The organism is Cytophagales bacterium (genome assembly GCA_033344775.1).
GTDB lineage: Bacteria > Bacteroidota > Bacteroidia > Cytophagales > Cyclobacteriaceae > JAWPMT01.
Genome location: JAWPMT010000001.1, coordinates 802,474 through 815,572, shown reverse-complemented (window position 1 = coordinate 815,572; position 13,099 = coordinate 802,474). Strand labels below are relative to the sequence as shown.

Annotated in this window: 14 protein-coding genes; 9 read left to right on the top strand and 5 right to left on the bottom strand. The window is 44.7% G+C overall.

The window, feature by feature from the left end; translation table 11 throughout:
• Window positions 1-169: 169 nt before the first annotated feature.
• From R8G66_03355 to R8G66_03345, 3 genes are all read right to left on the bottom strand, one after another.
• Window positions 170-568, bottom strand: a complete 399-nt coding sequence (locus tag R8G66_03355; GenBank protein ID MDW3191367.1) for an NUDIX domain-containing protein — start codon at window positions 566-568, stop codon at window positions 170-172.
• Between the two features lie 46 nt (window positions 569-614).
• Window positions 615-1,037, bottom strand: a complete 423-nt coding sequence (locus R8G66_03350; GenBank protein MDW3191366.1) for a thioesterase family protein — start codon at window positions 1,035-1,037, stop codon at window positions 615-617.
• Between the two features lie 93 nt (window positions 1,038-1,130).
• Window positions 1,131-1,676, bottom strand: a complete 546-nt coding sequence (locus R8G66_03345; protein ID MDW3191365.1) for a hypothetical protein — start codon at window positions 1,674-1,676, stop codon at window positions 1,131-1,133.
• Between the two features lie 304 nt (window positions 1,677-1,980).
• Here R8G66_03345 and R8G66_03340 point away from each other — a divergent pair, with 304 nt between their 5' ends.
• The gene (locus R8G66_03340) at window positions 1,981-2,442 is read left to right on the top strand and encodes a hypothetical protein (protein ID MDW3191364.1); all 462 of its coding nucleotides are present in this window, start codon (window positions 1,981-1,983) and stop codon (window positions 2,440-2,442) included.
• A 49-nt stretch (window positions 2,443-2,491) separates the two neighbouring features.
• On the top strand, window positions 2,492-3,079 hold the full coding sequence (locus R8G66_03335) for an outer membrane beta-barrel protein (protein ID MDW3191363.1): 588 nt from the start codon (window positions 2,492-2,494) through the stop codon (window positions 3,077-3,079).
• A 92-nt stretch (window positions 3,080-3,171) separates the two neighbouring features.
• On the opposite strand, the gene R8G66_03330 is transcribed toward R8G66_03335, so the two are convergent.
• A complete protein-coding gene (locus R8G66_03330; GenBank protein MDW3191362.1) occupies window positions 3,172-3,636 on the bottom strand; it encodes a CYTH domain-containing protein in 465 nt (154 codons plus the stop codon).
• Window positions 3,637-4,112: 476 nt separating this feature from the next.
• Entirely contained in the window at window positions 4,113-5,393 is a 1,281-nt protein-coding gene (gene tyrS / locus R8G66_03325; protein ID MDW3191361.1) for a tyrosine--tRNA ligase, read from the bottom strand.
• Between the two features lie 228 nt (window positions 5,394-5,621).
• Here tyrS and R8G66_03320 point away from each other — a divergent pair, with 228 nt between their 5' ends.
• The 7 genes from R8G66_03320 to R8G66_03290 all read left to right on the top strand — a co-directional run bounded on the left by R8G66_03320 (window position 5,622) and on the right by R8G66_03290 (window position 13,057).
• A complete protein-coding gene (locus R8G66_03320; protein ID MDW3191360.1) occupies window positions 5,622-7,571 on the top strand; it encodes a thiamine pyrophosphate-binding protein in 1,950 nt (649 codons plus the stop codon).
• A 149-nt stretch (window positions 7,572-7,720) separates the two neighbouring features.
• On the top strand, window positions 7,721-9,355 hold the full coding sequence (locus R8G66_03315) for a glutamate synthase-related protein (GenBank protein ID MDW3191359.1): 1,635 nt from the start codon (window positions 7,721-7,723) through the stop codon (window positions 9,353-9,355).
• Between the two features lie 2 nt (window positions 9,356-9,357).
• The gene (locus tag R8G66_03310) at window positions 9,358-9,564 is read left to right on the top strand and encodes a hypothetical protein (GenBank protein MDW3191358.1); all 207 of its coding nucleotides are present in this window, start codon (window positions 9,358-9,360) and stop codon (window positions 9,562-9,564) included.
• Window positions 9,565-9,694: 130 nt separating this feature from the next.
• Window positions 9,695-10,732: a ferric reductase-like transmembrane domain-containing protein gene (locus R8G66_03305; GenBank protein MDW3191357.1), complete on the top strand. Its 1,038-nt coding sequence runs from the start codon at window positions 9,695-9,697 to the stop codon at window positions 10,730-10,732.
• Entirely contained in the window at window positions 10,729-11,538 is an 810-nt protein-coding gene (locus R8G66_03300; GenBank protein ID MDW3191356.1) for a hypothetical protein, read from the top strand. The genes R8G66_03305 and R8G66_03300 overlap by 4 nt, the downstream gene beginning before the upstream one ends.
• Complete coding sequence (locus R8G66_03295) at window positions 11,535-12,296, top strand: DUF3667 domain-containing protein (protein MDW3191355.1); 762 nt, start codon at window positions 11,535-11,537, stop codon at window positions 12,294-12,296. Before R8G66_03300 ends, R8G66_03295 begins: the two co-directional genes overlap by 4 nt.
• Before the next feature lie 158 nt (window positions 12,297-12,454).
• Window positions 12,455-13,057 carry a chemotaxis protein CheW gene (locus R8G66_03290; GenBank protein MDW3191354.1) on the top strand — a complete coding sequence of 201 codons (603 nt, stop codon included), beginning with the start codon at window positions 12,455-12,457 and terminating at the stop codon, window positions 13,055-13,057.
• The last annotated feature ends 42 nt before the right edge of the window (window positions 13,058-13,099 follow it).

Here is a 13,099-nt window from a genome sequence, read left to right as displayed (position 1 = left end):
TTTGATCGTTTAGTTTATTAACGGATCAAAAATACAAGAGGTCAAATGGATCATCATTTTTTCCGTACTTTCTTGATCAACCTTATTTCACTGGGAGAGTCAATAGCTAATTGGCCATCACTAAATTTTGCTCATTGATGTCATGAATATCATTGAGGGTACTCAACCCCTAAACCAGCATTCCTTTCTCTTTTAGGAAATCAAAGATCTTCTTGTCGACTTCTGATACCAGATCAATGTCCAGATAAGTCAGCCAACGTATTTCTTCTATTTCACTGGTAGGGGCGGGGATGCCATCATAATTTGCCGTGTAACAGGTCATTTTTACGGTCACGCCAGCAGCTTTTCCATCTGCCTGAGCCTGAAAGGTGCCTAAATAATCAATTGTATCCGTAAGGAGGTCTACGTTGAGTTCTTCTTTGATTTCACGGATCAACGCTTGTTCATCGGACTCTCCAGGATCCCTTTTACCTCCTGGGAGATAAAATGTAGTCTTTCCTTTGGATCGGGTCCCAAGGATTTGACCATTTTCAAGATCGATCAGCGCGAGTTTGTCAATTTCTTTCATTGCAGTTGGCTATTTTCTTTTCTAAAATACTTTAGTCAGTTGATCCTTATGGCAAATCCACCGCATGGTCCCACAGCGCCTTAAACCTAGAAGGGACTCTCACTGGACGTTTTCGTTCTACATCGATGAAGTAGCCAATCTGTTCGCCGGTTGCAAATACACGGGAATCATTGAAGATCTCAAAGGCGCATTCCCATTTGGCTTTGCCTACGTTGGATAGCCAGACCTGACCTTTCACCTGATCCTGAATGGTGATCGGATATTGGTAATCGATATGTGTTTCTTTCAGCACGGGAGAAGTGTTTTCCTCTAGCATCTCCTGAAAAGGATAATACTCATCCAGAAAATAAGTGCGTAAATCCTCAAACCATCGGATGTAGACAATGTTACTGACGATCCCGAGTACATCAATGTCATAGCTTCTGACTGGCAGGTCTTTCGTGAGGAGCAAGGGGCGATCGGAGTTCATTTTCTTGGTTCTTTCGTAAGGCTGAAATTAAATAAGAATAGCCTGGATAATACATCTTTCTCATTGGTTTTTTTTGCACCAAAAACCATTCAATTAACTCATAGGCAAGCTGATGAACCACTCTGCAAATCGTTCGAACCAAACGACTTGAATTCTGAAAACAATGACCGAATGAAAGACCATGTTCAGTGCTAAAATCAGTGGAAATACCCATTGGCCCATTCGGTATTTTCTTCCTGCGATAGTGAGTACTACAAGTGTGAGGTAGATGAGTGCAATTGTCCAATAATAGGTATTGCTCATGGTTGGGAACATGAAGCCAAGGGCCCTTACGAGGGCGGGTTCGATGAAGGCAACGCCTGTGGCGATCATTCCCCTCGCATGAATGCCAGGTATACTTCGATACTTTAAGGCGATCAGATAAGCTAAAGAGATCATGGTCATGTCCCGAAACGGGATCAACACTCCGATGTAATGGAAGTCTTTCGATTGTTGGTAGTGTGTAAGTAGAATAGCAGAGACGAAGAACAGCCCCAGAATGAAATGAGCAAGCATTCCGATCTTCCGATGAAGCTGCCATTGTTTCCTTTGGATCAATAATGGCTGAATGATCAAGGTGAGCAACCACAACAACGCCATGATCGCATGAAAATGAAAATAGCCATTGAATGTCTCTGAAGCCCCTAATAGTTGCGAGAAATACGATTCTCAGAACCCCAGGACAGCAAGTAAAAGCAAAAAGCCAAGTATATATCCTGATTTGCTGTAGGGAATTTCTGTTGGTTTCGCTTGATGCTTCATGATAGAAAAATAGGGAATCCGTACCACTAAGAGGCTGAAACTTCCGACGCTCAGTAGGCCGGGGCAGTCAAATATCAGGGAATGACGGTATTACAATGGCTGATGGGTTCTGGTTTCTTTGGGTCATAAAATTAATACTGATATGACCCATAAATTCCTGTTTTTCGCGTTCCTGACCTTGGTTTTCACCGCTTGTGATGAGGATGCTGAAGTAGCTCCTTGTGAAAGTGGAGCCACCTTACTCATTGGTGACAATACCAATCAATGTGGGGTCATGAGTCGCTTTAGTCATCGCATCAGAAATAATGAAGAACAATTCTATTTGTACCTGGATTATTTTCCTTTTGGCAATGCCGATGTACGTCTGGATCCTGGAACGATCTTCGAGGAGGGTGTAACTTATCAACGACTAGAGGGTGCTGGTTATTCTGCTGTACACCTGGGAGGAATCAATACCTTCATTATTACCATCGAAAAAGTAGATCGCCAAAATCAATTGCTGACCCTTTCATTCATGTTAGATGGTACCGTACTCGATAATAATACCAGTTTCGTAATGTCGGGAACGCTGGAAGACATGCCTTTGACGGAAGAGCTTAACTAACCTACAATCCTTTATCAATTCACTGCCAGACATATATAATCCATCATTCATGAAACCATTATTCACCCTTCTTTTATTGATCACCTGTTTGTCTTTGGTTGCCCAGGATCAGTATGAAATTCGTGCTTATACCGGTGCAGCATTCGGAAGCAATCTTGCTGTCGGCGACTCAGATTTCGCTGGTGGCGACAGGGGATTTAAAACTGGGATAGGACTCAATGCCGGTTTAGAGTTTTTCGTTGTGGATGGCATTAGTGTCAACTTAGGCATGACCAAATATTTCCGGTCCGGTGGAAATCAATTGTTATTCGGCGTGGGTAATAGAAATTACTTCTATGAGTCTCTTTACATCAATTTAAATGGCAAGTACTATCTGGACAGTGGACTGGACTGGTTGCAGACATACGGACTCTTGGGAATAGTGCGCTTTACGTCAGATTATCGGGTACAAGGGGAGTTTTCCCGCCCCGCCACCAATAAAATTGGATTGAATATTGGGGTAGGGGCCATACTTATCACCGAGGATTGGTGGAACCTTTTGGTAGAATATCGCTATTCAACACCCCATGGTGCACAAGATACTCCCAGTGGCGGTAGTAGCATCTTCACCTTGGGACTGCTTTATATGTTTGACTAGTACAGATATTTACTACCTGGTTGAATCGATTTACTTTCGGCCGCTAATTGCGTGGATGCCTCATCTTATTCGATTTATTTAAAATAACGGATCTACCACTTACTAAAGGGCTCTTTGATCAAAGCCGAATTAAAATACCTTGGATCAGTGGATACTTCTTCACCCGCCCATTCCGGTATAGAAAAATCCTCATCCTCACGGGTAAGTTCAATTTCAGCGAGCACCAAACCTTTATTATCACCTTCAAAAACGTCTACCTCCCAAACGTGGCCATGGTACTGACAGAGGTGACGCGTCTTTTCAATGAGTGGTTTTTCGCATAATTCCAACAAGGACACTGCTTCATAATCAGGAATATCGTATTCATATTCCTTACGCGTCAGGTTTTCACTTTTTCCTTTGATCGTCAGTATACCTTGCCCGTCATAAATTCTGACTCGAACGGTTCGCTCCGGATGAGAGTTGAGATAGCCCTGTTTCATGGCATGAGTCCGAGTTGTATTAGACTTCCACTTGTCATTCTTTACCAAAAACTTTCGTTCAATCTCTAAAGCCATAAAGGTTTTAATATATTCTGGCTAATCTAATCTATGTCCGGCTCCCTTAACAAGTCTAGACGCCTTTACAAACGTTCATTATAGTGATCTCTTAAAATATCCATGGGCGTGGTTCTTTAGGTTCATGTTCGTGGTTTTTTTGTGTCCACGCTTGTGGTACTACTTTATGAACGGAATCAAAAGACTGAAACGAAGGCTTGGAATGAACTTGAATACGTAATAAAAAGGACATAAACTGGTCCACGAATTGCATTCAAGTAGCTATCTCCAACAAGGAAATTTCAATCATTGCATGATGCAGCCATACGGGAAAGTACCACCCAAAATGGTTCACCATGCCTTCGGCAGGAAATCCAGAACCGGGAAATCATTATTTCAGAAGTAGGAAAACGAAATAACCCATTAACTCCTTCACTCTAGTGAGGGAGTTAACCGCCATGTACTCTGAACTTTATGGCAATTGTAATGCCATTCCGCTACACAGCGATAACTAAGAAGTAATGCTTCTTGCCTTTTTGAACTAATAAATAGCGATCATTCAACAACTGGAATTCTGCCTTTGCATTGCCATTAGTCACTTTTTCCTTATTGATGCTTACCGCCCCTTGTTGGATCATCCTGCGAGCTTCCCCTTTTGATTTGAACACCAGGCCATTGGTTTCTTCGCTGAGTAAATTGATCGCATTTTCTGAATTCAACAGGACGTCTTTACTCACTTCTGTTTGTGGCACTCCTTCGAATACTTGCAGGAAGGTTGTTTCATCCAGGCTGATCAGGTCTTCACTCGTAGATTTTCCGAATAGGATGGAAGAAGCTTTGATGGCCGTCTCCAGATCTTTTTCTGAATGCACCCGAATGGTGATCTCTTCTGCTAATGTTTTTTGCAACAGTCTCATATGAGGTGCATCACGATGTTCTTCGATTAATGCATCGATCTCTTCCTTGGATTTCAGGCTGAAGATCTTGATGTAATTCTCCACATCCTCGTCCGAAGCATTGATCCAGTATTGGTAGAATTTGTAGGGCGAGGTTTTTTCAGGGTCCAGCCAGATGTTGCCGCCTTCCGTCTTGCCAAATTTGGTACCATCTGCTTTGGTGATCAAAGGCGTAGTGATGGCGAAAGCAGATCCTTGTCCTTTTCTACGGATGAGTTCGGTACCGGTGACAATGTTACCCCATTGATCCGAACCACCTAACTGCAATTTGATGTTCTTGTTTTTCCAAAGCCAGTAGAAATCATAACCCTGCACCAACTGGTAGCTGAATTCTGTAAAGGATAGTCCCGTTTCCAGTCGGGTCTTTACAGCATCCTTGGACATCATGTAGTTCACAGAAATGTGTTTTCCCACGTCCCGGATGAAGTCCAGAAAGTTAAATTCCTTGAACCAGTCGTAGTTGTTGACCACTTCCGCCGCATTTTCTCCCGAGAAGTCCAGGAATTTTTCCAGTTGACCTTTGACACAACTCAGGTTGTGGTTCAGGGTATTTTCATCGAGGAGGTTACGCTCTGCTGATTTTCCGGAAGGATCACCTACCATACCAGTAGCGCCACCGACCAATGCAAAAGGTTTGTGCCCACACCGCTGAAAGTGCACCAGCGTCATGATCTGAACCAGGTTACCAATGTGCAGTGAATCCGCGGTAGGATCAAAACCGATATAGCCAGCCGTCATGCCACTGTTCAGTTCCTCATCTACACCCGGCATGGAATCGTGGATCATGCCTCTCCAGGTCAATTCAGCTACAAAATCTTTCATCATTGAAGTATCTTTCCAAAAATCAGATCGCAAATCTAGCAGGACTCTAGGATCAGCAAAAGTTTTCCATTGAATTAGGTGTCAAATGTGAATATCATGATGATGGAAAGAAATGTTTTCAACAAAGTGTCCTCCATCTACCAAAGAAGATTGTTTTGGCAATCATCAATTGCTCGGTGGATTTAATATATTTAGCATTGAATCACCAAACCCAATAATTACCACTACATGTCTGAAAAGAATTTAACCTGGGTCAAAGTGCTTGAAAACGCCGATCAGCTACTTGACGAACGGGTAATGACTGTCACCGCCGGACACAAGAGTTTTTGTCTCACCCATCACGAAGGAAAATTTGGATGCCTTGATAACAAGTGCCCCCATCAGGGAGGACCGCTAGGGGAAGGATCCATTGAAAATGGATTGCTTAGATGTCCCTGGCACGGTTGGGACTATGATCCAATCAGCGGAAAAGCACCAGGTTTCGATGATGGTGTGGAATCTTTTCCGGTAGAGATCCGCGATGATGGCGTTTATATCCAATTGGAAGAAGAAGCCCCTCAGCCGCGTACGGTCTCCGATGTGATGATCGAAACGATGGTAAATGCAGGTGTGGATACCGTATTTGGTATGGTAGGACACTCCAACCTGGGCGTGGCCGATGCCATGAGGAAACAAGAAAGAGCAGGAAGGCTTAAGTATTTCGGCATTCGACATGAAGGAGCGGCAGCTTTTGCAGCTTCGGCTTATGGAAAACTGACCGGTAAGCCTGCTGCATGTTTCGGTATCGCCGGACCCGGAGCGACGAACATGTACACGGGCATGTGGGATGCGAAAAATGACCGGGCACCTTTATTAGCTCTCTCTGGACAAGTTCAGACCCAGGTGGTAGGAACTGGCGCATTTCAGGAAGTGGATCTGGTAGCGGCATTCGAGGCGGTGGCTGATTTTAATCATCGGACACAATCTGATAGCAAGCATGCCGAGTTGATGAATTTAGCAGTGAAGCATGCGATTGTGAATCGGGATGTTTCTCACATCACCTTTCCGGATGATGTCCAGATCCTGAAAGCAGAAGGGAAGGAAGCCGGGACCATGGAAAATAGAATTGCCAATCCAAAAATTGAACCTGCGGCAGCCGTTTTAGCCGAGGCAATCGAAAAAATCAAAGCATCCAAAACGCCGACCATCATCGTTGGTCACGGCGCCCGATTCGAAATGGACCGGATCACGGAGCTGGCCGAGCGATTGAATGCTCCGGTGTTGACGACCTTCAAAGGGAAAGGGCTGATTTCAGATTCCCATCCATTGGGATGTGGGGTGCTAGGTCGAAGTGGAACCCCCATTGCTTCTTATTTCATGAATGAAGCAGACTTGTTGTTGGTCTTTGGCGCTTCCTTTTCGAATCATACAGGCATTACACCCAAGATACCAACCATCCAGGTAGATTTTGATCGACTGGCTTTGGCCAAATTCCATTCTATTGATGTGCCTATCTGGGCCGAACTTGGTGTAACTGCTGATAAAATGCTGCAAGGCCTGAAGGGACAAAGCCTGAATGCTAAAGATCAGAAACCAGCCATTGCCGAACGTTGGTCCATCTGGCGAGCAGAAAAACAAGTCCGACTGAAAGAAGACAATGGCAATGGGGTAAGCTCGGTAGCGGTCTTTGAAGCCATGAAACGTCATGTGAAGGATGATGCGGCGATGGCGGTAGATGTGGGAAACAATACCTACAGTTTCGGACGCTACTTTGAATGTGAAAAGCAATCCATTGTCATGTCCGGTTACCTCGGGTCCATTGGGTTTGGTTATCCTGCGGCCATGGGACTTTGGGCTGCGGTTGGAGACTCCAGACAGATCATCGCTGTGACTGGAGACGGAGGCTTTGGACAATACCCCATGGAAGTTACTACAGCAGTTAAATACAACATGCCGATCAAACATATCTTGTTAAATAACAAGGAGCTGGGAAAGATCTCAAAGGAACAGCGAGCGGCGGAATTTGATGTGTGGCAAACCAGCCTGGTCAATCCTGATTTTGCAGCTTTTGTGAGCAGCACGGGAGCGCTGGGCATCAAGGTCACCAAGGCCTCTGAATTGGATGAGGCACTGGACCGTCTCATGAAGCATGATGGACCAGGTACCGTAGAGATCATGACCGATGCGATGTTGATTTGATGTCGTGTCACCTTGAGCTTGTCGAAAGGCAGACACGTTCAACCAGATAAAATCCTTTAGTTTTATTAGACCGGAATGTCTACTTCAACAAGCTCAGCATGACATTCCTTTGATACTTGAAAGAAACCCATTAACTACAAAATCGCCCTATGAGTGATTACCAAGAATTTTTGAAGCCAGTTGTTGTCGCCGAAATGGCTTCGCTAAACGATAAAGAACCTACACATGGACAAGTACTGGGCACCGACCTGGTGATCATCCGTTATGGTGAAGAGGTGTCCGTGCTATATGGAAGATGCCTGCACCGTGGTGCACTACTATCCGACGGATTTGTTGACGGACACAATTTGATCTGTGGCCTCCACAACTGGGACTACCGGTACGATACAGGAGTCAGTGAATATGCGCCTGATGAACGGCTCCATAAATTTGAACACCTGATTGCTAATGGCAAGGTCTATATAGATCAGGCCGAAGTAGAGGAGTTTGAGCGATTGGCAATCCCTCCACGCTTCAATGAAGACGAATACCTGGGCAAATACCAGGATACTCATCCGGAAGCGCCAGAACCACATAATCGATATATACAAATGCTCGCCAGGGATGGTCTTTCTAGAGTAGGTCATCATGGGGTAAGTACGGCAATGGGTGTCGAGCGTGACTTGTTGCCTAAATGGGATTCCATTCAAATGTTACCAGCACAGCTCAGCCGAAAGCCTTTACTAGATGAAGATGAGGTAGCCACAGGTGTTGTGATTGGACCTAAGGCGAAAAAACCATTGAAACTGGATATTCCTATGTTCGTTTCCGACATGTCTTTCGGGGCATTGTCTCGTGAAGCAAAATTGGCTTTGTCCAAGGGAGCAGAAATGGCTGGGACGGGTATTTGCAGTGGAGAAGGAGGTATGTTGCCTGACGAACAGGCCAGCAACAGTCGATACCTCTATGAGTTGGCGTCTGCCAAATTTGGTTTTTCCTGGGACAAAGTAAAAAAAGCACAGGCCTTTCATTTCAAAGGAGGACAAGGAGCCAAGACGGGTACCGGAGGTCATTTGCCAGGTTCCAAAGTGATCGGAGAGATCGCGGAAGTCCGTGGATTGAACGAAGGGGAAACGGCCATAAGCCCGGCGACTTTCACCGATTTGAGGACCGCATCTGAATTCGGGGCTTTTGCCGATACAGTACGAGATGAATCTGGCGGCATTCCTGTTGGTTTCAAAATAGCAGCCAGTCGGATAGAAGAAGACATTGACTTTGCGCTGAGAGCAGGTATGGATTACATCATTCTGGATGGCCGTGGAGGTGGTACAGGTGCTGCCCCAACAGTCTTGCGAGATAACATTAACGTTCCTACGATTCCGGCACTTGCGAGAGCAAGAAGGTATTTGGATAAAGTAGGTGCATCAGATGTCAGCCTGGTGATCACCGGAGGTTTGAGAGTACCTGAAGATTTTGTCAAGGCATTGGCATTAGGTGCAGATGCGATCGCTGTTTCTAATTCTGCTTTGCAGGCTATCGGATGTCTGGGTATGCGTGCTTGTCATACCAATAACTGCCCGGTGGGAATTGCTACGCAGAAAGAAAACCTTCGAGCTCGTATGATGGTGCAAAAATCTGCTGAGCGACTCAAAAACTTCTTTGAAGCCTCTACTGACTTGATGAAAGTAGTGGCACGTGCATGTGGACACAGCGACCTGAACGATTTTTCATTGGAAGACCTGACCACTTTTGACCGTGATATGCATCACCTGACAGGTATTCCTTATGCAGGCGTAAATCCCTGATCATGGCGCTATTAATTGATATCCTGTTGATCTCGGCATTGGTGTATGTCATTTTGGGATTGTTGTTTTCGGTGTATTTCTATATGAAAGGTGCCGCCAAAATCGATGAAGGTACGCAGGACACACCCTGGCATTTTAAGCTGATCATCTTCCCGGGAGTGGTCCTGTTTTGGTCCGTTTTATTGGCAAAATCTTTAAAATCCTCATGACTAGAAATTTGAGAAAACGCCATTTGGCCATGTGGCTTGTACTATTGCTGGCGATGATCTTTTGGCTCGCATATGCCACAAACAACAGACCTTTTTTCGCAGGAGATCGACCTAATCTATCCAATACTCAATGAGCGTATCATATACTTCGGTACTTTGGAACAAGCAGAAGAAGCGGTATGACCTGGCGCTGGCGATGGTCGTATTCACTTTTCTGATCCTATTCTTTGGATGGCACGTGGTGAAGCATCCCACTGCCACTTTCGAGACCATCTTTATTCGTGCATTTGGCTGGCTGGCCATCTTCTTATTACATGTGGTACTGGTCATTGGCCCGCTTTCCCGGATCAACCGGAATTTTCTGATCGTTCTCTACAATCGCAGACACCTGGGAGTGACGATGTTCGTCATGGGTGCTATCCATGGTATTTTCAGCATCATGAATTTTCATTCGCTGAGCGATACCAATCCGATCCGTTCTGTTTTTATCTCCAACCTGGATTATGGCAACCTGGTTACTTTCCCGTTTCAGGTTTTAGGATTCATCGGCTTGACCGTCCTTGCTTTGATGGCCACCAGTAGCCATGATTTCTGGTTAAAGAACCTGGGGCCTAAAGTGTGGAAATCCCTGCACATGTTGGTCTACGTAGCCTATGGCTTGCTGATCATGCATGTCGTACTTGGGGGATTACAGAATGAAACGAATCCAGCGATTTTCAACGTTTTGATAGGAGCGTTTGGTATCGTGACGGTGCTGCATATATGGGCGGGCTTCAAAGAAAGACCTACAGACAATCCGATATCTTCCGGTCAAAAAGTGGATTTTGTGTACGCCTGTGAGGTGGATGATATTCAGGACGATCGGGCTAAAATAGTTACAGTCTTTGGTGAGAGAGTGGCCATCTTTAAGTATGAAGATCAGCTTTCTGCTGTAAATAATGTTTGTCGCCATCAGGGCGGTCCTATTGGAGAAGGGAAGATCATCGATGGTTGCATCACCTGTCCATGGCATGGCTATCAGTATTTGCCGGGTAATGGTCAGTCACCACCACCTTTTACTGAAAAAGTAGAGACCTACCACCTCAAGCTGGAAGGAAAACAAGTTTTCATTGATCCGAAGCCTAACGAACCTGGAACAGCAGTGCCACCTTTAATTATAAATTCATGAAAGAACAAGACGAGTTTTATATTGGATGGCAGGACGAGGCGCCAAAAGGGTTCCAAAAAGCAGCCTTGATCTTTTTTGCGGTAGTCTCCATGTCTGCAATTGCATTTGCTGGTTTTTTTAGCAGAGCTGAAAAAGGTTTTGTCGATAGTTATTTCGACTTTGGAAACCTGACTGAGGTCAGTGGCCATTTGGTCATGGTACCCGCGCCAGCCTTACTGACAGAGGAGGATGGGAAAATCAAAACCATACCATTAGTAGGATTCGGGAAATTCGGTGCAGGCCCGGTATTGGAACCCTTCCAATCAAAATTATCAGGAAATATTTCCAACTATAAGGTGACCATTCGCGGGACTTATTTTGAATATCAGGATAAACGATGGATGGAATTGACAGAAGGCGAGAACAGTTTGATTGATTTTGAAGCTACAGCATTACGAAATAGGAAAATCAGCCAAAATGGAAGTGTGACCCTAAGTGGCGAAATAGTTGATCCGAAATGTTTCTTTGGAGTCATGAATCCAGGAACAAAAGCCGTACACCGTAGTTGTGCCCGACGCTGTATTTCAGGAGGAATTGTCCCGGTTCTGGCCATCAGGGAAAATGGTGAATTTGTAGACTATTATATGTTGGAAGACACGAGTATGGAAGATATCTATCAGGATATTTTGCCTTTCGTAGGTCTGCCCATCACGATTTCCGGTGATGTGACGGCTTATGATGACTGGAAGGTACTATCGATCAAAAACAAAGCTTTATCTCAGGTGCAGGTGCACACACCATCCACCATTGCGATGTGCAGGGAATGAGTGAACCAACAACGATCAAATGCAAGAACTGCGGCGAAGAAGCTACAGGTAAATTCTGCTGGAATTGTGGGCAGAAGACCTCAGTCGGACGTTTGCATATCAAAGAAATCATCGTTGAATTTTTTCTGTCCCCATTTCACATTGAAAACCATGGCCTCTTCTGGACGTTTTCGTGGTTGTTTACCCAGCCAGGAGAAGTCATTCGAAAGTATGTGCATGGTGAACGTAAGTTGCTTTACCCCGCATTCAGGTACCTGGTGCTGGGAGGCACGATTGCCACAATAATCGCACAACGCTACAAAATCTTTCACCTGGATATCGAGGACATCTCTGTGCCAATCCTGAATTTCGTTGAGCCAGATTTTTTTGTCTATGTCAATGATAACCTGACCATTGTCAATCTATTTGCGATCCCAGTCTTTGCCACGTTCACTTTCTTATTTTTTAAACCACGTGGGTACAACTATGCGGAGAACCTTACATTACAAGCGTACATCACTTCGCAGCAGCTTTGGACTTTGATTGTCATTTTTCCTTTGCTGCAATTTCTTCCTGGCATCAAAGACCTGATTTTGCAGGGTTACACCGTTTTTACTACCCTTTATTATTTCTATGTGGTCATGCGGTTTTTCAACATGTGGTCATTCCTGGGTTTTATCCTGATCCTGTTGAGTTTCGTTTATTCCTATCTGGTCCAGTTTACACTGACATACGGCATTTATTCCCTCTTTGGACATAGTGTTTCGCTGGGGCATTGAACGGCTATTCGGATTGAAACTGATTTGATAATACCTAATCAACCCAAAGTTTACGGAATCGTGCACTTTATTTTTCTGGTTCACCCAAAACAACATAATTTGCCGTGTATTGATTAATACGATCAATACACGCATTAAGAAGACCTGAGAGAAATACCTTGGCATTAGGATCTAATCTGAAAGGGGAAAAACAAAATCCCGCATCGAAAACCGAAAACCTGTCCATCCCTCTAGCACAGGAAGAGGAGCAATATGTCTCTAGTTTCCTTGTAGAAGCAACTGAGGAGGAAGACAAGGGTGAACGTCATCAGATCGTCGTTTTTGGGATAGAAGATGAGGAATTTGCAGTAGACATCAGTTTGGTGAAAGAAGTGGTAGAAATGCCACCGATCACACCGATCCCACAATCACCGGATTACGTATTGGGCGTAGCCAATGTTCGTGGTAATGTCCATGCAATTTTGGACCTTGGAGTAAGATTGGGACTTCATGAGCCCCAGAGCGAACAAGCAAACCAGCCATACGCACTCGTATTGGACCATGAAGAGATCAAAGTAGCCCTCAATATCTATCAGGTACCCGCCGCAAGGCAGGTATTTGAATCAGAAATTGAACGCTCATCTGCTGCCATGACACGCTCTCAACAAGAACAGCCTTACATTGAAGGCATCATTAACCAGGAAAATAGATTGATTACACTTGTGAATCTGATTGAGTTGACTAAGGTCAGTGAGATGGAGGAAAACGAAGGTAATCTTTAGTAACCGCATCGTAATTATTTATGAATTTCAGTAAATGGACCA